The organism is Oceanobacillus sp. FSL K6-3682 (genome assembly GCF_037976165.1).
GTDB classification, from domain to species: Bacteria; Bacillota; Bacilli; order Bacillales; family Amphibacillaceae; genus Oceanobacillus; species Oceanobacillus sojae.
The window spans coordinates 2,543,359-2,563,915 of sequence record NZ_CP150263.1 but is presented as its reverse complement, the minus strand read 5'-3'; the positions used below and the strand labels follow the sequence as shown (position 1 = coordinate 2,563,915).

At 36.0% G+C, this 20,557-nt stretch carries 23 protein-coding genes and 2 pseudogenes; 17 read left to right on the top strand and 8 right to left on the bottom strand.

From position 1 onward, the window contains the following. Positions 1-306 precede the first annotated feature (306 nt). The 10 genes from MHH51_RS12785 to erm all read left to right on the top strand — a co-directional run bounded on the left by MHH51_RS12785 (position 307) and on the right by erm (position 7,958). Positions 307-738, top strand: coding sequence for an SRPBCC domain-containing protein (locus tag MHH51_RS12785; protein WP_186813641.1), 432 nt, complete (start codon positions 307-309; stop codon positions 736-738). A 1-nt stretch (position 739) separates the two neighbouring features. Continuing rightward, positions 740-1,087, top strand: coding sequence for a metalloregulator ArsR/SmtB family transcription factor (locus tag MHH51_RS12780; RefSeq protein ID WP_156987488.1), 348 nt, complete (start codon positions 740-742; stop codon positions 1,085-1,087). Between the two features lie 305 nt (positions 1,088-1,392). Next, the gene (locus MHH51_RS12775; RefSeq protein ID WP_339282250.1) at positions 1,393-2,082 is read left to right on the top strand and encodes a response regulator transcription factor; all 690 of its coding nucleotides are present in this window, start codon (positions 1,393-1,395) and stop codon (positions 2,080-2,082) included. A 38-nt stretch (positions 2,083-2,120) separates the two neighbouring features. Further along, a complete protein-coding gene (locus MHH51_RS12770) occupies positions 2,121-3,053 on the top strand; it encodes a sensor histidine kinase (RefSeq protein WP_339282249.1) in 933 nt (310 codons plus the stop codon). Between the two features lie 132 nt (positions 3,054-3,185). After that, positions 3,186-4,106, top strand: coding sequence for an ABC transporter ATP-binding protein (locus tag MHH51_RS12765; RefSeq protein ID WP_339282248.1), 921 nt, complete (start codon positions 3,186-3,188; stop codon positions 4,104-4,106). Next, the gene (locus tag MHH51_RS12760; protein WP_339282247.1) at positions 4,099-4,788 is read left to right on the top strand and encodes an ABC transporter permease; all 690 of its coding nucleotides are present in this window, start codon (positions 4,099-4,101) and stop codon (positions 4,786-4,788) included. The genes MHH51_RS12765 and MHH51_RS12760 overlap by 8 nt, the downstream gene beginning before the upstream one ends. 113 nt (positions 4,789-4,901) lie before the next feature. After that, a complete protein-coding gene (locus MHH51_RS12755) occupies positions 4,902-5,561 on the top strand; it encodes an ABC transporter permease (protein WP_339282246.1) in 660 nt (219 codons plus the stop codon). A 74-nt stretch (positions 5,562-5,635) separates the two neighbouring features. Then, positions 5,636-6,157, top strand: a complete 522-nt coding sequence (locus tag MHH51_RS12750; RefSeq protein ID WP_147210520.1) for a hypothetical protein — start codon at positions 5,636-5,638, stop codon at positions 6,155-6,157. 70 nt (positions 6,158-6,227) lie between these two features. Then, the gene (locus MHH51_RS12745) at positions 6,228-6,596 is read left to right on the top strand and encodes a hypothetical protein (protein WP_147210521.1); all 369 of its coding nucleotides are present in this window, start codon (positions 6,228-6,230) and stop codon (positions 6,594-6,596) included. Between the two features lie 534 nt (positions 6,597-7,130). Beyond that, complete coding sequence (erm, locus tag MHH51_RS12740; protein ID WP_147210522.1) at positions 7,131-7,958, top strand: 23S ribosomal RNA methyltransferase Erm; 828 nt, start codon at positions 7,131-7,133, stop codon at positions 7,956-7,958. Positions 7,959-8,111: 153 nt separating this feature from the next. Here the strand turns inward: erm and MHH51_RS12735 are convergent, their stop codons facing one another. Further along, positions 8,112-8,453 carry a MerR family transcriptional regulator gene (locus MHH51_RS12735; protein WP_147210523.1) on the bottom strand — a complete coding sequence of 114 codons (342 nt, stop codon included), beginning with the start codon at positions 8,451-8,453 and terminating at the stop codon, positions 8,112-8,114. 282 nt (positions 8,454-8,735) lie between these two features. On the opposite strand from MHH51_RS12735, the gene MHH51_RS12730 reads away from it, so the two are divergent. Both MHH51_RS12730 and MHH51_RS12725 read left to right on the top strand, forming a co-directional pair. Continuing rightward, complete coding sequence (locus MHH51_RS12730) at positions 8,736-9,917, top strand: MFS transporter (RefSeq protein WP_147210524.1); 1,182 nt, start codon at positions 8,736-8,738, stop codon at positions 9,915-9,917. 90 nt (positions 9,918-10,007) lie between these two features. After that, positions 10,008-10,667 carry an NAD(P)H-binding protein gene (locus MHH51_RS12725; protein WP_147210525.1) on the top strand — a complete coding sequence of 220 codons (660 nt, stop codon included), beginning with the start codon at positions 10,008-10,010 and terminating at the stop codon, positions 10,665-10,667. A 27-nt stretch (positions 10,668-10,694) separates the two neighbouring features. Here MHH51_RS12725 and MHH51_RS12720 read toward each other — a convergent pair whose 3' ends face one another. Then, the gene (locus MHH51_RS12720; protein ID WP_339282245.1) at positions 10,695-12,044 is read right to left on the bottom strand and encodes an MFS transporter; all 1,350 of its coding nucleotides are present in this window, start codon (positions 12,042-12,044) and stop codon (positions 10,695-10,697) included. 186 nt (positions 12,045-12,230) lie between these two features. Here MHH51_RS12720 and MHH51_RS12715 point away from each other — a divergent pair, with 186 nt between their 5' ends. Beyond that, positions 12,231-12,467, top strand: coding sequence for a hypothetical protein (locus tag MHH51_RS12715; protein ID WP_339282244.1), 237 nt, complete (start codon positions 12,231-12,233; stop codon positions 12,465-12,467). A 155-nt stretch (positions 12,468-12,622) separates the two neighbouring features. On the opposite strand, the gene MHH51_RS12710 is transcribed toward MHH51_RS12715, so the two are convergent. From MHH51_RS12710 to MHH51_RS12700, 3 genes are read right to left on the bottom strand one after another with little or no spacing between them, the layout of a single operon-like run. Beyond that, positions 12,623-13,501: an MFS transporter gene (locus MHH51_RS12710; RefSeq protein WP_339282243.1), complete on the bottom strand. Its 879-nt coding sequence runs from the start codon at positions 13,499-13,501 to the stop codon at positions 12,623-12,625. A gap of 37 nt (positions 13,502-13,538) precedes the next feature. Beyond that, the gene (locus MHH51_RS12705) at positions 13,539-13,796 is read right to left on the bottom strand and encodes an MFS transporter (protein WP_339282242.1); all 258 of its coding nucleotides are present in this window, start codon (positions 13,794-13,796) and stop codon (positions 13,539-13,541) included. Next, complete coding sequence (locus MHH51_RS12700) at positions 13,780-14,178, bottom strand: MerR family transcriptional regulator (RefSeq protein ID WP_147210529.1); 399 nt, start codon at positions 14,176-14,178, stop codon at positions 13,780-13,782. The genes MHH51_RS12705 and MHH51_RS12700 overlap by 17 nt, the downstream gene beginning before the upstream one ends. Positions 14,179-14,404: 226 nt before the next feature. Between MHH51_RS12700 and MHH51_RS12695 the strand changes: the two genes are divergently transcribed. Then, positions 14,405-15,298 carry an ABC transporter ATP-binding protein gene (locus MHH51_RS12695; RefSeq protein ID WP_339282241.1) on the top strand — a complete coding sequence of 298 codons (894 nt, stop codon included), beginning with the start codon at positions 14,405-14,407 and terminating at the stop codon, positions 15,296-15,298. Between the two features lie 92 nt (positions 15,299-15,390). Beyond that, positions 15,391-15,581, top strand: a pseudogene (locus tag MHH51_RS12690) (GrpB family protein); the annotation flags it as partial. Between the two features lie 105 nt (positions 15,582-15,686). Here the strand turns inward: MHH51_RS12690 and MHH51_RS12685 are convergent. Together MHH51_RS12685 and MHH51_RS12680 are read right to left on the bottom strand one after the other, a co-directional pair. Further along, positions 15,687-16,925 (bottom strand): aminopeptidase, encoded by a 1,239-nt coding sequence (locus tag MHH51_RS12685; RefSeq protein WP_339282240.1) that lies wholly within the window; start codon positions 16,923-16,925, stop codon positions 15,687-15,689. 121 nt (positions 16,926-17,046) lie between these two features. After that, positions 17,047-18,017 (bottom strand): annotated as a pseudogene (locus MHH51_RS12680) (zinc-binding dehydrogenase). Between the two features lie 147 nt (positions 18,018-18,164). Between MHH51_RS12680 and MHH51_RS12675 the strand changes: the two are divergent. After that, the gene (locus tag MHH51_RS12675) at positions 18,165-18,539 is read left to right on the top strand and encodes a LysR family transcriptional regulator (RefSeq protein ID WP_339282239.1); all 375 of its coding nucleotides are present in this window, start codon (positions 18,165-18,167) and stop codon (positions 18,537-18,539) included. 704 nt (positions 18,540-19,243) lie between these two features. After that, the gene (locus MHH51_RS12670) at positions 19,244-19,390 is read left to right on the top strand and encodes a hypothetical protein (RefSeq protein WP_339282238.1); all 147 of its coding nucleotides are present in this window, start codon (positions 19,244-19,246) and stop codon (positions 19,388-19,390) included. A gap of 233 nt (positions 19,391-19,623) precedes the next feature. On the opposite strand, the gene MHH51_RS12665 is transcribed toward MHH51_RS12670, so the two are convergent. Continuing rightward, positions 19,624-20,475 carry a Ku protein gene (locus MHH51_RS12665; RefSeq protein ID WP_339282237.1) on the bottom strand — a complete coding sequence of 284 codons (852 nt, stop codon included), beginning with the start codon at positions 20,473-20,475 and terminating at the stop codon, positions 19,624-19,626. Between the last annotated feature and the right edge of the window lie 82 nt (positions 20,476-20,557).

The window sequence follows — 20,557 nt, the reverse complement described above, 5'->3', positions numbered from 1 at the left end:
AATACTTAACTTATATAACACCTCCATTTGTTTTATTTCAAAACAAATGGAGGTGTTTTTACTTTATAGCTTATATATTAAATCCCTGAAAAATGGAATATGAAGACTGGATTTGAAGTATCTAATTAAAAAACATTGAATTTACAGATGAGAAAGAAAGAGTAGACCTTGAAATTTTAAAACAGATTTTTCTGCTTTTAGTTGTAATTCGTTCAGTGAGATGATGTAGTGCAACCGAAATGTTGTATGTCAAACAATAACGTGCTACCATTTGGTTGCACATATAAGTTTATAAGGAGGGACAGTATGAATAACGATCGAATCGAACGGGAAATTTTTATTAAAGCTTCAGTTCATACCGTTTGGGAATTGGTTAGCCGCCCAGCATGGTGGGTAGGTGATAAACCTGGTCCTGACAGCGTAAAGGTCGAAGGTACAAGAATAGTAGCGGAGACAAGATTTGGTACATTCCCTGTATTAATTAAAGAAATAGATCCACCAAACTACCTTACATGTCAATGGGCAAGTTCTTTTCCAGGTGAGGAACCGCAAGAAGGAAATTCTACGCTAGTTGCATTTACATTGACTGAAAAGGAAGAGGGAACTTTGCTCCGTGTAGTGGAAAGTGGTTTCTCCAGCCTTGAAGTATCGGAGGAAGAACAGTCGAAGTTCTTGGATGGAAACGTAAATGGATGGGAGCAACAGATGGAAGTATTACGAAAGCGTGCAGAGAATTAATATGGAGTCAACATCTCAGGACAATTACGAAAATATTTTGATTGCATTAGCAGACCCTACTCGGCGTCGATTGCTTCATCTCATTGCTGAAAAAGGACAAGCAAGTGCGACTGCATTATCAAAGATGGTGATTGTATCTCGTCAGGCGGTAGTGAAACATCTTAGTATTCTTAGTGAAGCTGAGCTTGTTACATCCAATCGTGTCGGGAGAGAGGTACGATATACCGTATGTCCCGATCAACTTTCATCAGCGGCAGAGTGGATAGCAGATCTGGCAGCTGATTGGAATAAACGATTACAATGGATTAAGGAGTCAGCGGAATCCACTGATAAATCTGGTTTAACTTAATTCAGTATTGTAATTTAAGGATATGGAAGACAATGAATGGTCTCTAGTTGAATGGTTTGCAGAAAATTTGATAATAAAGATGCAGATTTTAATAGGTTAAGGGATAATGTGTAACAGCAATATCCCTTTTTTTATTTTTATTATTCATCTCAGGAATATAGCTGATTCAACAACACATTATTTTAACATCAAAATAATGTGTTAAACTTTATGAAATACTTGTAAAAAATTTCTGTAATAAAATTAAATAGCAAACAGTCATGCATAGCTGGTAATCAGAGAAATTGCATAGGAGGATACACGTTATGAACAATAAAATCTTAATCGTAGAAGATGATCTATCCGTAAGCGAAATGATTAAAGATTACTTAGAAAAAGAGGGCTATGAGGTAACAGCTGCCTTTGAAGGGGAAGAGGGAATGCAAAAATTTCAAAACGATGCATTTGATTTAATCATTCTCGATATTATGATGCCTAAATTAAATGGTATCGAAGTAATGAAGCAAGTTAGAAGAGACAGCTCTGTGCCAATACTTATTGTTTCTGCTAAGGACACTGATGTAGAGAAGGTTTTAGGCCTTGAGCTTGGTGCAGATGATTACATAGCAAAGCCATTTGCCATGATAGAACTTTCCGCCAGGGTGAAATCAGCGCTGCGGCGTGCAACCAGTTATTCGGAAGCGAAAAAAGAAGTGAATGTGATTCATTATAAAGCTTTAACAGTTGATATTAATAATTATTCTGTACAAAAAAATGGGAAGGAAATTAAACTGACATCAAAGGAATTTGATATCTTAAAATTATTTCTCAAGCATCCCAATAACGTTTTTACAAAGGCCCAAATATATACAACAGTCTGGAATAACGATTACTTTGGTGATGAGAATGTGATCAATGTTCATATTAGAAGGCTGCGTGAGAAAATAGAGGACAACCCGGCAGAGCCTGATTATATTAGAACTATTTGGGGGATTGGCTATAAGCTGGGTGAATGATTGCCCCAGTTGAAAATAATTAAAGGGGACAGATAAGTATGATTTATTCCTTCATTGTGATCATATTGATTTTAACAGGCATAATCATTTTTCAATATAGATTAAAGGCAGCAAGAGATAAACAAATAAAATATATGTATGAAAAATTAGATAGGATTATTACTGAAAGAACAAGTGAGAACCTTCTCGTTTTTACCGATGATAAGGAGCTTATTCATCTATTGATGGGTATTAATAATCTATTAAACCATAACCAGAAAATATTGGCTGATTATACGAAAAAAGAAGAATCTATCCGGAAAATGATTTCAAATATATCACATGATTTGAAAACCCCGCTGACGGTTATTGTAGGCTATTTAGAAATCATTCAATCGAATAAATCCATTCAAAATGAGCTGGAAAAAGAAGTTAATAAGGCGCATGAAAAGTCAGTAGAGTTGCTAACATTAATCAATACTTTTTTTGATCTGGCAAAATTGGAATCCGGTGATAAGGAGATGCCGCTTGAAAAGACAAATATTAACGAGGCATGCAGGAAGAGTATTTTAGAATTCTATGAAATATTAACTAATCAAGGCTTAGATGTTTCCATTGAGATTCCAGATGAAAATATCTATGCAGCAGGAAATCAAGAGGCTCTAGACAGGGTACTCAGGAACCTGATATCTAATGCCATCACATATGGAAATGACGGTGGTGTTGTCGGCTTAACCTTAAAGCAGGACGACTCATTCGTTTATATCGAGGTCTGGGATAAAGGGAAGGGCATTGACGAGATGAATAAAGAAAGCGTTTTTCAAAGGCTCTATACGCTTGAGGACTCGCGAAATAAACTGTATCAGGGAAGTGGACTGGGTCTTACTATCACGAAAAGATTAGTAGAAAGTATGGAAGGCGATATATCATTATCCAGCAAACCCTATGAGAAAACAGTCTTTACCGTGAAATTAAAGAAATTGGCTTCCTAAACGGGCTAAAAGCCGCTCCTGCCCTACGCTTTGCAAACTTAAGAAATTCGTAAGACTTCGTTAAGAAAAAAGATAATTTTAACGTTTACCATTAGTAGTATAGAAATTTTGCAAAGCAGAGGAGGACATATTGTGGAATATATTTTAAGAACACATGATTTAGGAAAATCTTTCAATGGAGACAATGTTGTTTCCGGTATCAATATGAACGTCGAGAAGGGAGAAATCTATGGGTTATTGGGCCCGAATGGTGCCGGAAAAAGCACAGTCATGAAGATGATTTTGAATCTATTAAAACCAAGCCAGGGCGCCATCGAAATTTTTAATGAAACGATGACAGATACTCCTTATGAATTATTTAAAAGAATGAATGCGATTATCGAATATCCTATTTTTTATGAGAAGCTTACTGCAGAGGATAATCTGGATATGCATTGTGAGTATATGGGTTATCACAATAAGCAGGATATCAAAGCAGCGTTAGAACTTGTAAATCTGAAGAACATTACGAACAAAGCAGTTAAAAATTTCTCGCTGGGGATGAAGCAGCGGCTCGGGATTGCCAGAGCAATTATTACGAAGCCAGAGCTGCTGATATTGGATGAGCCCGTTAATGGACTGGATCCAGTCGGAATAATAGAAATTAGAAATCTACTTGAAATGCTGAACAAAGAATATGGGATAACCATCCTGATTTCAAGTCATATTTTAGCGGAAATAGAGCAAATCGCTGACACAATAGGCGTCATGAATAATGGACACTTAGTAGAAGAGGTTTCCATGGATTCGATTAGAGAAAATAATGCGGAGTATATTGAAATAGAAACCGCTGATGCTCAGAAAGTAGTATATATTATTGACTCAGAGTTAAATATAAAAAATTTCAAAGTGCTTGATGCGAACAAAATAAGAATATACGAAACAGGAATGTCGCAAAACCAAATATATAAAAAGTTAATGGAAAATGATATTTCTATTACATCGATCAATACAAAATCGGCTTCATTGGAGGACTATTTCTTGTCCTTAATCGGAGGCGGGAAAAATGCTTAAATTAATCCATTTAGAAATTAGAAAAGTTAATTTCTGGCGTTATGTCCTTGGCGCTTTAGCAGCCTGTTTCGTCCTTGCCGGAATGTTATTCTATGCGGTCTATGCGGATAGAAATGAGATTGCCAACACCATTTCAGATTTTTTCTTCGTGGTTGACAGCCCAAGAATGATTTTTATTGTATTTGCAGGAGTATTAATTTCGAGGCTGGTTATTGAAGAATACAATGATAAAACAATCTCTTTGATGTTTACGTATCCAATCAGCAGAAAAAAGATTATTATCTCTAAATTATTGATTATTATATGCTCTACCTTTTTCTTCATACATGTATCAAGAATCATTGTAGCAGCTGTCCTATACATGTTAAATAACAGCTTGCATTTTATTGATGGAGGCGTAACAATTCATATGATAATGGAGTATTTTAGAAATACAATTATCTATGATTTGTCATTCAGCGGTATCAGCTTAGTTCCTTTATTTTTTGGGATGATCAAAAAATCTGTTAGAACGACTATCATCACGTCTATTATTATTGCAGTTTTTTTCGGAATAAGTAATGAGGAACTGTCGGACGTATCAATGAGTTCTTTCATCGTCAGATCGTTGATATTTGCTGTTATTGGCGTAGCTGCTTCATATTTTTCGATAAGAAATATTGTGCAGAAAGATGTCCTTTAATTCTAATTAAAAAAATGGGAAAACCAAAATCCATAAGAATGAAGCAATATCATTTTTAATACCAATCAATATAAAGAGAGGTGAGAGAAATGCTTAAGTTAATGAGTTTGGAGATGAGAAAAGTTAATTTTGGCCGATATATAAATAGCTCTATGGCAGCTTGCTTTGCAGTCACCGGATTTCTATTTTTCATGTTATATGTCGACAGAGATTTGTATACTGCCAGCAGTACAGATTTCTTCTTCCTGGTTGATAGTATTACAAGAATGGTTTTTATTGTATTTTCAGGTGTGTTAATTTCAAGATTAGTTATTGAAGAATACAATGATAAAACAATCACTTTGATGTTTACGTATCCAATCAGCAGAAAAAAATTAATTAGCTCAAAGCTATTGATTATTATATGCTTTACCTTTTTCTCGATTCTCCTGTCACGAATTTTTGCAACAGTTGTTTTAACGATGCTAGATAACAGCTTGAATTTCATCGAGGGAGACATAACATTTCAAATGATTATAGAACATTTTAGAAATACAATTCTCTATGACTTTTCTGCCAGTGGTATCAGCTTAGTCCCTCTATTTTTGGGGATGCTTAAAAAGTCGGTTAGAACGACGATTATTACATCGATTATAATTGCTGCTTTTTTCGGTGCAAGCAATGAAGACCTGTCGATAGGTTCCTTTATCGTAATACCATTGACACTTACCATCATTGGTGTGGTTGCTTCGTACTTCTCGATAAGAAATATCGAACACAAGGATGTATTTTAAAGATAAGATGAAAATTTGAAAGAAGATACTCGCTGAAAAAAACAGAAAAATCAAAAAAATAGGAGTTTGTAGTGATGAGACAAGAACATATTTATCTTTTATTCACAAATACGGGTACATTGCTTACAAAAGCTATTAGATTATACACAAAAGCAGAATACAATCATGTTTCATTAGCTCTGGATTTGGAATTAAATGAAGTATACAGCTTTGGCAGGAAGCATTTTCGTAATCCATTTTGGGGCGGATTTGTGAAGGAAAGAACAGAAGAGGGACTTTTTCAGAATGCGGACTGCTTGATTTATGCTTATGCTATTGATCCAAAACAAAGTAAGAAATTGAAGAGAGCACTAGCATTTTTTAAGAGCAGACAAAACTCCTATCACTATAACTTCTTAGGGCTGTTTGGAGTGATTCTGAACAAGCCTATTCAAAGATCAAATGCCTACTTCTGCTCTCAATTTGTGGCTTCTCTTTTAATGGAAGCTGAGATTACTTCTTTTAATAAACCGCCAGAGCTAATAACACCCCAGGATATTCAGCAGATACCCGGATTAATTTCTGTTTACCGAGGAAAAATACAAGATGCTGTTTAACTGGATTACTAAACATATTATACAATAAAAATCTCAATTACAGATGTTTTATGTGCAAGGAGGAATATGTTTGAAAAGATTAGGTTTATTATTTTTAATGCTGATTGTCTCTATCGTAACATTATTTGTCACTGCTTATTATCAAAGAGACATGAATACACTTTCATTAAATGATCCACAAGTCATTCAGGCAAGTATCATCGTTATGGTTATTTTGTTTATTCCTCCAGTTTTATTATCTTTTTTTAATCATAAATTCTGGAGATTTCTGTCAGCCATATATCAATCCATGTTTTTCTTAGGGTTTATCATTCTTGTACCGACAGGCGTATTTAGTTTCAATGCTGTGTTTATAAGTATCGTTTCATTAGTCGGTGCAGTAATCAGTATTTGGAGTATTTTTATTACTTTGCCGGAAAGTTTTTTTAAGGAAAGTTAGCTGGATTAGATGTAAGTGATAAGAAGCTTCCATAAGTTAGGGGAATAAGAGATTGGAAAGCCGTTTGACTTTTAATGAAATACTGAATACAATGTGAGTGTATTGATAAATTAATTAAAGGAGGATTATTAAAAAATGCCACATTCGATCAGACTTCGTTTCCCAACTTTGAATCAGTAATTAAATACATTCAAAGGCTCTGCCTGTATATGCAGAGTAAACGGGATAAGTCTGTTCTTTTTTAATAATCTTCATTTCATATTAGAATCACATATAATTTGCTTTGAATGGCAAATTATATGTGGTTTCTTCCGTACTATCTTTGGACAATGGACAGGGTAGTAAATAATATGTAATGTCTGGAAAGGCGGATTGTTCTGCCTTTCTTTATTTATGTCTAAATTACCTTCTAATGTTATAAAATGAAGGGTTATTTCTAATAGCTCATAATTACATGAGGATGGGTCTTCTCCCTTTACTTTAAATCACAGGCAGATTGTCCGTGATTTTTTATTTTAGAAAGGAAGAGAAGATATGGCTAAAAAATTTCATAAATATAATACGAAATCTCCCAATTTTTCCGGGCAGCATTTAATTCATAATAAAAAACTGCTTCATGAAATTGTTGACAGAGCAAATATAAGTAAGAAGGACACTGTTTTAGAATTAGGAGCTGGAAAGGGGGCTTTAACAACTGTATTAAATCAACAGGCGGGCAAAGTCCTAGCAGTAGAATATGATACCAATTTTATAGATATTTTAAAACGAAAAACAGCAGAAAATCCAGTTACTAAAATTATTCATCAGGATATTATGAAAATACATTTACCAAAAGAAAAATTTGTTGTCGTTTCAAATATTCCTTATGCTATTACAACACCCATTATGAAAATGCTTTTAAATAAGCCTGCAAACGGTTTTCAAAAAGGAGTTATTATTATGGAGATGGGAGCAGCTAAACGTTTTACTTCACAGTTTGTCAAAGATGATTATGTGCTGGCGTGGAGAATGTGGTTTGATATATGTTACATCAGGAAAATATCCAGAAATAACTTTTCACCGCCTCCAAAAGTTGATTCCGCAATGATTACAATAACCAGAAAAAAAGAGCCTATTATACCGAAGAAGGATTATTTCATTTTTCTTGGATTGGTACAGTATAGTCTAAAACAACCTGAAGCAGCTATTGGTAAGGCGTTTAAAAGGATTTTTACACCTGCACAATTAAAATATGTAAGAAGAAATCTGGGAGTTACGAATGACACTCCAATTGGATTATTGACAGAGGTTCAATGGGGGATGGTTTTCAATACGATGATTAAATATGTGCAGCGACCGTTATGGCCCAGAGTAAAGAAATAGTAAAGTCCAAAAGTATAAAAAATATATCTAACCAATATTTTTTTATCTTAAGGAAGGACGCAAGTATGGATAAATCTTGCGTCCTTTCTTATTTTTATATTGCAGCTTCGATAATTTAAGAAATAACTTCTGATATAGCTACTGAAAAAGCTCTTATTCATTATCTTCTGTATCCGGCACTGTATCCGCCAATTTACGAAATGCTTCATTTAAGGTAACCATACGTTTTTCTACCTTTTTAATCGCTGCATCTAATGTAAATCCCTCTTCAATCATTTCCTGAATAAGCAGCATTTTTTTCACATTTAAATAATTGTACCTTCGTGTTGACCCCTCTGTATTGGTTTCAGATTGTATGGCTCCTTTTTCTTCCCAATAGCGAATTTTACGAGTTGGAATACCTGTGATTTCGGATACTTCGCCAATTCCAACTACTAATTTTTTTAATAAATCAAAGTCCAATAGAGCATTCAACTTTTGTGCGTCCTCATTCATTTCTTATTCTCCTAACTCCACTTAGATTTTTGCTAGCGCTGCATATCCCGCTAATAAAACAACAGGCTTTTTTAATTAAAAGATATATTACTATGCAGCTATCTTTGCAGGGGGTAAATATACTATTTAAGGTTTCATTTTATATAATTTCATGCTTGTAACTATTTTACAATAAAAGTAGGTAGTCTACAAATTATCTCTTGACTTACCATTGTAACTAAATTACAATTTGTATAAATAAGTTACAAATAAAGAAAATAAGTTTCGTGAAGGGGATTAGTCATGGATTTTAGTAATGAAAATAGTAACTCACAGCCGAAGTATTCCTTATTAACAGCTATTTTGTTCTGGTGCGGGTTAGTGATAGTAGCAAGTAATTATTTAACCATTCCGTTAATGTCGATATTCAGTGAGGATTTTCACACTAGTATGGCAAATACAGCCTGGACGGGCAGCGCCTTTTCTCTATGCTATGCGATAGGGTGTTTATTTACCGGCCCCTTATCTGATCGTTATGGCAGAAAGCAGGTTATGTTAACAGGCTTAGTTATACTGACGATGGTGACTTTTATACTACCGATTTTCAGTTCTTTAGCATGGGTCATTGCCTGGCGTTCTTTTCAAGGGTTTGCTGCAGCGAGTTTTGCGCCGGTGGCTATTGCTTATGTAGTAGATAAATTTCCTCTGGAAAAAAGAGTGACTGCCATTGGTTTTATCAGCTCCAGCTTTTTAATCTCTGCCATTGTCGGTCAAATATTCAGCAGTTATATTAGCGAGCAATTTAAATGGCAAAGTGTTTTTTATTACTTTGGAGGGATTTATTTCCTAACGGCTGTATTGGTTCTGATTTTGCTTCCAAAGACAGCTGCCAGGCAAGAAAATACTAACCTGAAGTTCATGTTTACCCAGTTTTTTCGATTATTAACGGATAAGCGTTTGGTTCAGGTATATAGTATCGCTGTGACTTTGTTACTTACTTTCGTGGCATTCTATACTATTCTCGGCGAGTACTTGACGAATGAATTTGGAATGAGTGCTGACGGTATTCTTTATATCAGGATAATCGGCATCATTGGCATGTTATTTGCTCCATTTGCAGGAAAGCTGACCAGCCAATTTGGATTAATGGCCGTTTTACGGGCAGCACTTATTATTGCAGTTCTAGGCTCATTAATCATTGGAATTAACTCCAACTCAGTATTTTTAGTATTCATGAGTATTATCTTTGTGGCTGGAATTGCATTGACTGTTCCAACGCTTATCTCTTTAATCGGCCAGCTTGGCGGGAAAAATCATGGAGCAGCGGTTTCACTTTACACGTTTATTTTATTTGTCGGCGCAAGTCTCGGTCCGATGATTGCAGTGCTATTATTACAGGTTGCAAATTACGGGATGGCTTTTGTATGCCTGGCGATACTGCTTGGAATCAGCTTGATCATATCGTTTTGTATAAAAAATGATTAATCTTAATTTGAAAAGGGTGAGTTAATTCTATTTATCATGTAATTTAAAGTGTTTTAAACCATAAAAATTCTATTGAGGAGTGAAGCGTTGATGACAAATGTACTTATTTTAGGTGCCACCGGACGTACAGGTGTCTCTGTCTTACAGCAATTATCAGAATATGAGCATATTCAGGTTATTGCAGCATTACGACAGGCTGAGGATATTTCAAGGCTTCCGAAAACAACATATCCTTTTCAAACTAAGGTTGTGGATATAAATGTTATCTCCAGTTTAAGCCGCGCTGCAAATGAAGCAGATGTAATTATTAATGCGATTCGTATGCGTGGAGATATTCAGGCAACTGCATTGGTTGACCTTGACAAACGAATTAGAAAAGCAGCTGCCGGCAGAAAGAATCCAATGATTGTTACGGTAGGAGGGGCAGGGAGTCTGAAAATGGGGAATGGAAAACGATTTTGGCAGGATATTGCTTTTCCGGGACGCACCTTACCCAGAGGAAGAGCTCATGCAAAGTTATATGATTATTTAACGGAACTGCCTTCATTTGAATCATGGGCTTACTTAATTCCGCCGCCTGCTTATCTTCCTGATGGATTGCGTACTGGAGCTTATAAAAGGTGGGAAGTTCAGAACAATAAGATGGATTTTTTAAAGAAAAGTATCAGCTATGAGGATTTTGCAACTGCTGTATGTGATGCGGTAAAAGAGAGGTGGGAAGGGATATACCTTATTGCCGATGACGAGTAAAAATTAAAAATCTGCAAAACACCAGGTTCAATATTGAGCCCGGTGCTTTGTTTTCGAAAGAGTAATGGCAATTACTAAAAGAATAACCATCAAGAAACTGACAACATAGATGCCGTTTATAATCCCAAAATAATTAATAGAAATTGTTGCTAAAATAATCCCGATCATACTGCCAAATTGCCTGAAGATGTTAAGAAAAGAAGATATTTCATTATGATATTCAGGATTTGTATCCTGATAGATAGCATTGGTAACCAAAGGAGCTACCATTCCGCTGAAGCCTAAAAAGACATAGCCGATACTTAATAAATAATAATAGTCACGATACAGCATGGATATACAAACTAAAATCAGGCCAATAATCATTGAAATTAAAGAATATCTTTGCCCCTTATACAACCCGAACTTCTCACTGATTTTAGGTGATAAAAAAGTGGTCAGTAACATGGCTGACAATGTAAAAGGCAAGAATAAAACTCCTGTAAGTGTTGAGTTATAGCCTAATTGATTTTGATATAAAATAGATAATGCCAGCATAAATCCATAACAGCACAGATTGTAGCTGAAAACACTTAAAAGAGACGAAATCGATTGGATATTAAATAAATCAGCAGGCAGAATATGCAGTTTATCTTTTCTGATTTGATGAATAAACCTAAAAACAATAGCAATAAATAATAGACTAATCAAAATTGTGTAGGCAACTGAAAAAATATCTATAAAACTTAAAAACAGAACAAAAGCCAGAAGACCAATTATAAAATAGATTTGTTCCTTGAAATGAAATTGAGTCTGTTCTTTAGCATTATTCGGTAAAGTGTAGATTCCAAATAAAATAATGATGATAACAAAAGGAATATTAATAAAAAAGACACTGCGGTAACCGAAAGTATAACTCAATAATCCCCCGATAATCGGAGAAAAAGCAAAGGCGATGCCGGATGTTCCTGACCATATAGCAAAAGCAGCTGCCTTTTTCTTCGCGTCCGGAAAGAGCTGATTTAATAATAAAGTAGCAACAGGGGAAAAGAGTGCAGCCCCAACCCCTTGTACAATCCTTCCAGCAATTAGCCAGAAATAGTTGTTAGCAAACCCGGCAAAAATAGAGCCAGCTAAAAAGACAGAAATTCCTAATAAAAAGGCATTTTTACTGCCTATCCTTTTTGCGAATGTTGATAACAAGAGTAGCAATCCTGCAAATGTAAGGATATAGCTGTTAGAAACCCAAGCCATAGCTGTGTAATCGATATGTAGTTTATTTTTGATTACGGGCATAACAACGTTCAAAATATTTGTATCTAAAATGATTAGAAAACTTCCCAAACATATGCTGATTAAACTCACTGCTTCTCTTTTGGTAAACGAATAATATTTCATTACAACCCCTCATTTCAAATATTTTTGAAACAATATTGATTTTAATTCAAAAATATTTGAAATGTCAAGTTAAACTGTTATAATAAAAATATGAAAACATATCGAATCAATGACATTTTTAAAGTATTACAGGATGAGACAAGGATTAAAATAATTGAAATCATACAGAAGAGAAAGGAGGAAAGAATGTATCTGCCCGCTACAAATTTGGCGGAAAACAGCTTCTGTCCACAGGATATATTAAGAATATTAAATAATGAAGAAGCAGCTATTTCAAACACAAAGCTTTCTTATCATTTAAAAGAAATGCGAAATGCAAATATACTAAATTTGGAGAGAGAGGGGAAACGTTATTTTTATTCTGTTAACCATGATACGTTAAATGATATGATAGATTGGGTCCGTTCTATCCAGCAGAATTAAGCTTATTTAGAATAATTACCATAAGGCAGTAATAAAATATTAGTTTTATATGAAAAAGAAAGGAGTGCTTCCGTGAAAAAGCAGCACTCCTTATCCATCTAATCCACTAATTTTAATCGGAATTGACGTTGTATTCTTTACATGAAACCTTTAGATTATTTCTGTTTCACTCTGTGCTTTCTTCCGTACACTATTAAAATAATAGAAAAGATAAGCCCTGCAGCTGTAATGACTGCACCTGTCAGATTAACAATAGCCATTCCAAAGCCTGTACGGATTGTTTCTCCGCCCAGATAAGCACCGACAGCATTAGCTAGATTAAAAGCAGAAATATTGACCGCTGCTGCCAGGGTAGGGGCTTCTTTAGCAGTTTGGACAATTTTTGTCTGCAGTAATGGCACGGTCGCAAAAGCTGTAAATCCAAATAGAAAAACAGTAATTGAAGAAAGTATTTTATCATGAACTGTCCAAGTGAAAAGCGCTAGAATGACAGTTAACAGTACTAAGGTGATACTTAGTGTCGGCATTAACAATCGATTAGCAAATTTTCCTGCTACAACCGTTCCCAGAAATGACCCTATACCGAATAGAAACAGAAGTATTGTAATGGCTTCTGCGGAAAAACCTGCAAATGTTTCCAACTGTGGCGCAATATACGTGTAGGAAGCGAAGATACCGCCATATCCAAAGACAGTAATTAATAGAACAAGAATAATTTGCGGATTTTTAAAAGCTCCTAATTCATATTTCAAAGATTGATACTGAAATTTAATTCGGCTTGGAATATGTAGAATCAGCATTATTAATGCCGCAATACCAAGGAAAGTCACTATCCCAAAAGTTGTCTGCCATCCCCATGTATGACCCACAAACGTACCAAATGGCACACCTAGAACAGTGGAAAGGGTTAAGCCGGCAGCAACAGCTGCAATCGCAGAACCCTGTTTGTCCTGTGGTGCTATCTTGCTGGCCACAACAGTTGCAACTGCAAAAAAGGTTCCGTGAATCAGAGAGGATAAAATTCTGGCAATCATCAACAATTCAAAATTGAAGGATACTGCAGCCAGTACATTACTTAGAAAAAAATATCATTAAGCCGACCAGCAGCTTTTTTCTGGAGCTTTGGCTGGTCATTGCTGTTATTAATGGACTGCCAAGAGCTACTCCGAGGGCATAGCCAGTTACCAGCAGTCCTGCTGTTGGAATGGTAATACTTAAATCTGTTGCAATAACTGGCAGAATCCCCATAATTACATATTCTGATGTGCCAATTGTAAATACGCTGATAAACAGCGCTGTTAATATCCATATATTATTCGGTTTTGTCATGTGCTTTACTCCCATTCGTTGAAACCCTTAATTCCTCTACTTTTTCAATTCTGTTTTGCAAGCGTGATTTTACTTCTTTTAATGTGTTGATTTGACGCTCTACATCCAGTAATTTATTTTGATAGAGCTCCATTACCTCATCACATATTAATTGTTCGTAAGGAAAAACAAATGGATCACAGTCCACAATTTCTTTAATTTCAACCGTACTTAGACCCAAATTAAAATATAACTGAATTGTTTTTATCTGTTCTAACATAGATTCATCGTAATCACGGTAGCCATTCTCCAGCCGCTTTGGATGAATCAAGCCCTTTTCCTCGTAATAACGGAGAGAGCGCATGCTAACTCCGGTCTCCTGAGACAGCTCACTGATTTTCATTGGATAACCTCCTTTCGATAATAGCAGTATAAACCTTGACATTATGTGAAGGTCAATGAATAAAATTCTTCTTTGTTTTACATGAAAAATAAAGTAAATAAAATCCGTGAATTTGCACAGTATTTAATTTCCGTTTAGTTTACCCTCTGTTTACTTTCGCTTTCTATAATTTAGTGGAAGCGTCGGATAAGCGCTCCATATTATGAAACAGAAGGGGAACAGGTATATGAATCAACAGCCAATTGTTAAATTTAAGCACACTACTAAAATAATTGGAAGAAAGACAATCGTTAATGATTTAAATTTTGATGTCTTAGCAGGAGAGGTATTTGGATTTCTGGGGCCAAATGGCGCGGGTAAAACGACAACAATCCGGATGATGGTCGGACTGATAAAAATAAGCCGGGGAGATATCCTGATTAATGGGCACAGTATTGCCAGCCAGTTTGAACAAGCAATCCGGCATGTAGGAGGAATTGTAGAAAACCCGGATTTATATAAATATTTAACGGGCTATCAGAATTTAAAGCATTATGCGCGGATGGTTTCGGGTATTTCTAAGAAACGGATCAATGAGATCGTTGAGCATGTTGGATTGAAGGAGAGTATTCATAACAAAGTAAGCTCTTATTCGCTGGGGATGCGCCAGCGTCTGGGAATTGCCCAGGCACTGCTGCATCGACCGTCTCTGTTAATACTGGATGAACCTACAAACGGACTGGATCCTGCCGGAATACGGGAGCTCCGCAATAATTTAAAAGAACTTGCTCACCAGGAGGGAGTAGCCGTATTTGTTTCCAGTCATTTGCTTTCAGAAATGCAATTGATGTGCGATAAAATTGCTGTTTTGCAGAAGGGAAAGCTGGTCAGTATCGAAAATGTACAAGCATTTATATCTAAAGATAGTATTTCACGAGTTTATCTGGAGGTAGAAGCATCGCAAACAGAATTGACCAAAATGCTTATTGCGGATTTGAACAAGACTGCGATAGCCGGTAACGGACCAAACGAGTTGTGGATCCAGATGAATAAAGATGAGGTTCCGGAATTAAATAAGCTGTTGTTGCAGGAACGGACCCTGGAGGATAAATTTTTGGAAATGATGGGGGAAGAAAAATGATTGGATTGATCTCAAATGAAATGATGAAGATTGTTAATCGGAAGCTGACATGGATTATTTTATTCCTGTTGATTGCGATCACAGCAGGCAGCCAAAAGGAGCTATGGAATAATCTAATTTTCTTTAGGGATTATTTAAATTCAAATGAGGCAGCAAGAAAACAGTATTTAGAGATAAAGTTGGGTATCTTAAGAATTCTTCTATAGGAGTCAATGAATATACCGATTTCAAAGAGGAATTTGTTAAAAATATTTTTATAAAGAGAACAGATATTAAATCTTAATAAAGATGCTTGGCAGTTATCCTATTATCACCTTAAATGTAAATAAAGAAAAAATCCAACTATATTCGTAGTTGGATTTTTTTAATAGTCAAATCGACAAACGAATTAAACCCATGCGCCTTTTCTAAAAACAGGAACACGGCTACCATCTTCTTTAATACCGTCAATATCCATTTGATTCGAACCGATCATAAAGTCAACATGAGTAGTCGAACGGTTAAGACCTGCTTCTTTTAGCTCTTCTTCTGTCATATCTGTTCCGCCGATTAAGCTGAACGCATATGCAGAACCCAGTGCTAAATGATTCGAAGCATTTTCATCAAATAATGTATTAAAGAAAGTTAATCCAGATTGAGAAATAGGGGAGGCATCAGGAACTAACGCAACCTCTCCTAAACGGGAAGCACCTTCATCCTGCTGGATTAATTTTTGAATAACCTCTTCGCCTTTTTCAGCGGTAACCTTGGTTACTTTCCCATTTTTAAAATGGAATTCCATCCCTTCAATGACAGAACCGGCATAGCTTAATGGCTTGGTTGAAACAACAACACCATCTACCCGGTTAGCATCCGGAGCAGTAAATACTTCTTCGGTCGGCATATTGGCGATAAAACGCTCGCCGCGAGAGTTAAAGCTTCCAGCTCCTTCCCAGCGATGATTTTTCGGCAGGCCGACAGTTAAATCCGTACCTGGAGCAGTGTAATGTAACGCTACAAATTGTTCTTTATTCAACGTTTCTGCTTTTGTTTCCAGGGTTTTATCTTTTTCTTCCCATGTCTGGATGGCATCGTCATCATATAAATGAACGGCTTTGAAAATAGCATCCCATAATGCATCTGTCTGTTCATCAGCTGAATTTAATTCAGGAAAGACTTTTGCTGCCCATGCCGGACTGGCAGCTGCTGCTACAATCCAGGAGAGTTTATTTGCCTGTGTTGCTTGAGCCATTGGCTTAAAGGCTTCACCGGCTGCTTTTTGAGTTGCAGCAATTTTTTCACCATCTAAGCCTTTTAAGGCATCAGGATCATTGGAAACAACATTGATACGGGTAGCACCTTGTTCAACGATGTAATTCATTTCCTCGATTCGGTAATCAGGAATATCTGTTAACGTTTCCGTTGATTGATGTTCAAAACCAAGTCTCGAAACTTTATCGTCTCCCCATTTAAGAATAACGCGTTTGGCGCCTTTTTCATAAGCTGCTTTTGTTATTTTACGGGCTAATGGAGCCTGGTCGACATCGATGGATACAACAACAGAGTGTCCTTCCTGTACATTCACACCGGCAGTTACGATTAATTCAGCATATTTTTCCAGTAATTGATCAAAATTTTCTAAAGCCATACGTATTGAGCCTCCTTGTAAATTTGATATCCTTTTTCATAGTAGCATAATCAATTATGAATAACAAAGAAGGGGAGGGAAATATTGGTTGTGTGATAGACGCCAAAAGAAAGTCGTGTTTTTATTCCATCACTAAACCTATATTTCCAAATTGATTTCCGGATTGAATTCTCTCCATTGCCCGTTCGATTTCAATAAGCGGATAAACACTATCCACGACCGGTTTTATCTTGTAATGCGATATAAATTGTGTCATTTGTTCGAATTCTTCTGCACTTCCCATTGAGGTTCCGAGGATATTAAATTGCAGATAAAAGAGTGAGCGCAGAGCAGAGAACGTGTAATATTGTCACCGGAACTTGCCCCAAAATGAACCAAATTCCCATTTGGTTTTAATACATCAAAATGTTTAGGGAAAAATGCTGCTCCAATACTATCTAATATGACATCAAATTTATCTTCTCTCAGCTCAGTCTTCCAATCACTCTCTGTCGGGAGAAGCTGGTCTGCTCCGAGAGCTTTGGCTTTATGAAGCTTAGCTTTATCGCGTGAAGTAACACTTACCTTTGTACCAATTGCTTTGGCGAACAGTAAAGCATAGGTTGCTACGCCGCTTCCAATGCCAGGAATAAAAAGATGTTGTCCAGTTTTAAGCTGTCCTTTGGTAAACAATGTCCGATAAGCAGTAAGAGCTGATAAGGATAATACGCCTGCTTCTGCCCATGAAAGATAAGCGGGTTTTTTTACGATATTTTTTGAAGGAATCACAATGTATTCGGCAAAGGTGCCGTTGGATGGGCCGCCTAAAACATGCGGTGTTTCAGGTACATCTTTCACTGCATGCCAATCAAGACTTGGGTTAATAAAAACCTCATCATCTAGATTAAAATCTGTAACATCTTTTCCGAGTTCTGTAATGATTCCCGCACCATCTGATCCTGGGATATAAGATGTTTCTTGGGAACGGTTCTGACTCATCACAAATAAATCACGCCGATTTAACCCTGCAGCTTTTAATTTGATTTTTACCTCTCTTGGTCCAGGTCTTTTATTTCTTACTTGACTTTATATAGTTAGTCTTTCTATTCCAATACGTTATGATAACTAAAGGAATAAAACCATTTTTATATTAAATCAAAAACAAATAAACTGCCTGTATACTTTGTTTATTGTATAGTGAACATAGAGACGGCGGAAATACAGATTGGTTATCATAATCAATTGTTATGAGGTGATGGAATGAATCAGATTTGGCTAGAAGCATATATCGCGATTGTTGAGGAAAAAAGTATTACCAGAGCGGCCAATCGTTTAAATATTTCTCAGCCTGCATTAAGCAAACAAGTAAGAAGCTTAGAAGCAGATGTAAATACAAAATTGCTTACAAGAAGCTCAAAGGGAATTGAACTGACCAAAGCAGGACAGTATTTTTACCAGCAGGCACAATCCTTGCTGCAGGAAACGAACAGAACGAGAGAGAAGTTAATGAAAATGCAGCAAACTGATAAACTTACGATTGGCTGTTTGCCAAGTCAACCTCTTTTCTCCCGGATGTTATTACGGATCATTCTGTTTTTATTCAGAATCATTCAGAAGCGCTTGTCCAGTCAGTAATCAACGAACAGATTGATGCGGCTTTTATCGATGCTTCTTTTCGGACAAAGGATCTGTTTATAACGGAATTATTTACGGAGAATTATTATGCTGTTATACCTGAGCAGGATATGCCAGTTAAATCACAGATGCTTGAATGGAAGGATATCAAGAAGTTTCCACTTATTCTGCATACCAGTCCCTGTGAACTCTAACTTTTAGGGGTCACTACCCTGGTGTGAGGGGCTTTACATAAAGAAACTGCATGATATAATACATATAAGGTGTGAGAGTGATTTCTCTCATATTCTCCTACAATGGCGCTCCTCGTGAGCGTCTTTTTATTTAATTTTATTGTACCAATCCAACCGATCAATAAACCACATTCACATTCACAATGTTACAGACATATAATGCTCTGTGGGATATTTGGAAATTGCTTTGGCAATTGGGACTCAAAGATCAGACGCTTGCATAGATAATTGCGGGCGTCTTTCTCTTTATCAAAAAACAAGCCCTCACGCTTAGGGTATTTTATGCTAATGCTCCACGAAAACCTTTAAAGAAATAAAATGTGTTAGCTACTATTAGCTTTGTCCAATCTCCTTTTCTGAAATTGCGTATGTTGAAATACGAAAGGAGTGATAAAGCTATGTGTTATAATTATAACACATGTAAAAAGAAACACGAAGATCATTGTAAATGTCGTTGCAAGAAAAAAGATTATGATTGGTATAAAAAAGACGACTATTATGACGATCATTACAAATGTCAAAAAAATTGCTACAAAAGTCGTTGTAAGAAAAGATTCTGTCATTGCTGTAACAGGTATTACTAAAAGAAATGATAGTGCCGGGAAGGTAGAGTTTTAATTAATTAGCTGTAGTCGGATTCCCTCCTTAGTACGACTAATGTTATTTTTAATCATTAAGTAGCAAGAAAGCTTAAATAGTCCTTCACTGATGTGAGGGGCTATTTAAGCTTTTATCATACCAATCCAATATATCTAAGAAATTACACTAACAAGCTTAATATCACCGACTGGAATGTTTGCATCTTATTGAACTAAGAAAATAAGCCTTCTTATACGAGGGCTGTACAAATATCAAGAAGTAGCTTTCTTTTTTGGAGCTGTTTTGGTAGTCTTTTTAGCGGCTGTTTTCTTTTTCGGTTTTTCGCTTTTAGCACGATTTAGTGATTCTTGCAGCGCATCCATCAGATTAACCACATTATCAGGCTTCGCTTTAGTTTCCCCACCAATTTCAATTTCTTCATTATTCTTTTTAGCTTCAATCAATTCCATAAGTGCAGTTCGATAATCATCTTTATACTTCTCTGGTTCAAACTCTGTTGTTAATTGATCAATTAACAGCTTGGCAGTATCCAGCTCCTTTTTGCCAACAGATTCTTGACTAGGAACATTAGGGACATCACCAACAGCCCGAACTTCATCAGGATAATGAATTGTTTCAACTACTATGGCATCTTTATACACTCTGATTACAGCGAGTTGCTCTTTTGAACGTATCATCATTTTTGCAATACCAATCTTGCCAGTATCGGTTAAAGCTTCTCTTAATAAGGCGTATGCTTTTGTCCCACCATCACCGGGAGATAAGTAATAGCTCTTTTCAAAATAAATCGGATCAATGTCTTCCAATTGCACAAAATCCATAATTTCTACAGCTTTATCTTCTTGCTCCTTTTTAAGAGCCTCCAATTCTTCATCATCCAAAACCACAAATTTATTCCTTGCGTATTCATACGCCTTAACTATATCTTCGCTTTTTACATCTTCATCTCCACAGTTAGGGCAAGTCTTTTCATATTTAATCGGTGTTTTACACTTTTTGTGTAGTTGTCTCAGTTTGATATCTTTATTTTCAGTAGCTGCGTGCATTTTTACAGGGATGTTAACAAGACCAAAACTAATGGTTCCTTTCCACATTGTATGCATTCCGTTCACTCCTTTTTGATTTATTTTGCTGATTTGCATGTTTTTTATACAAAGATATGAGGTATCCTATTTAAAAGAGGTG

What these genes read in the sequence shown, in the direction of transcription:
- MHH51_RS12785 (WP_186813641.1), top strand. Translation starts at nt 307, where the DNA reads ATGAATAACGATCGAATCGAACGGGAAATTTTTATTAAAGCTTCAGTT.
- MHH51_RS12780 (WP_156987488.1), top strand. Translation starts at nt 740, where the DNA reads ATGGAGTCAACATCTCAGGACAATTACGAAAATATTTTGATTGCATTA.
- MHH51_RS12775 (WP_339282250.1), top strand. Translation starts at nt 1,393, where the DNA reads ATGAACAATAAAATCTTAATCGTAGAAGATGATCTATCCGTAAGCGAA.
- MHH51_RS12770 (WP_339282249.1), top strand. Translation starts at nt 2,121, where the DNA reads ATGATTTATTCCTTCATTGTGATCATATTGATTTTAACAGGCATAATC.
- MHH51_RS12760 (WP_339282247.1), top strand. Translation starts at nt 4,099, where the DNA reads ATGCTTAAATTAATCCATTTAGAAATTAGAAAAGTTAATTTCTGGCGT.
- MHH51_RS12755 (WP_339282246.1), top strand. Translation starts at nt 4,902, where the DNA reads ATGAGAAAAGTTAATTTTGGCCGATATATAAATAGCTCTATGGCAGCT.
- MHH51_RS12750 (WP_147210520.1), top strand. Translation starts at nt 5,636, where the DNA reads ATGAGACAAGAACATATTTATCTTTTATTCACAAATACGGGTACATTG.
- erm (WP_147210522.1), top strand. Translation starts at nt 7,131, where the DNA reads ATGGCTAAAAAATTTCATAAATATAATACGAAATCTCCCAATTTTTCC.
- MHH51_RS12735 (WP_147210523.1), bottom strand. Translation starts at nt 8,453, where the DNA reads ATGAATGAGGACGCACAAAAGTTGAATGCTCTATTGGACTTTGATTTA.
- MHH51_RS12730 (WP_147210524.1), top strand. Translation starts at nt 8,736, where the DNA reads ATGGATTTTAGTAATGAAAATAGTAACTCACAGCCGAAGTATTCCTTA.
- MHH51_RS12725 (WP_147210525.1), top strand. Translation starts at nt 10,008, where the DNA reads ATGACAAATGTACTTATTTTAGGTGCCACCGGACGTACAGGTGTCTCT.
- MHH51_RS12720 (WP_339282245.1), bottom strand. Translation starts at nt 12,044, where the DNA reads ATGAAATATTATTCGTTTACCAAAAGAGAAGCAGTGAGTTTAATCAGC.
- MHH51_RS12715 (WP_339282244.1), top strand. Translation starts at nt 12,231, where the DNA reads ATGTATCTGCCCGCTACAAATTTGGCGGAAAACAGCTTCTGTCCACAG.
- MHH51_RS12710 (WP_339282243.1), bottom strand. Translation starts at nt 13,501, where the DNA reads ATGATTGCCAGAATTTTATCCTCTCTGATTCACGGAACCTTTTTTGCA.
- MHH51_RS12705 (WP_339282242.1), bottom strand. Translation starts at nt 13,796, where the DNA reads ATGACAAAACCGAATAATATATGGATATTAACAGCGCTGTTTATCAGC.
- MHH51_RS12700 (WP_147210529.1), bottom strand. Translation starts at nt 14,178, where the DNA reads ATGAAAATCAGTGAGCTGTCTCAGGAGACCGGAGTTAGCATGCGCTCT.
- MHH51_RS12695 (WP_339282241.1), top strand. Translation starts at nt 14,405, where the DNA reads ATGAATCAACAGCCAATTGTTAAATTTAAGCACACTACTAAAATAATT.
- MHH51_RS12685 (WP_339282240.1), bottom strand. Translation starts at nt 16,925, where the DNA reads ATGGCTTTAGAAAATTTTGATCAATTACTGGAAAAATATGCTGAATTA.
- MHH51_RS12675 (WP_339282239.1), top strand. Translation starts at nt 18,165, where the DNA reads ATGAATCAGATTTGGCTAGAAGCATATATCGCGATTGTTGAGGAAAAA.
- MHH51_RS12670 (WP_339282238.1), top strand. Translation starts at nt 19,244, where the DNA reads ATGATTGGTATAAAAAAGACGACTATTATGACGATCATTACAAATGTC.
- MHH51_RS12665 (WP_339282237.1), bottom strand. Translation starts at nt 20,475, where the DNA reads ATGCATACAATGTGGAAAGGAACCATTAGTTTTGGTCTTGTTAACATC.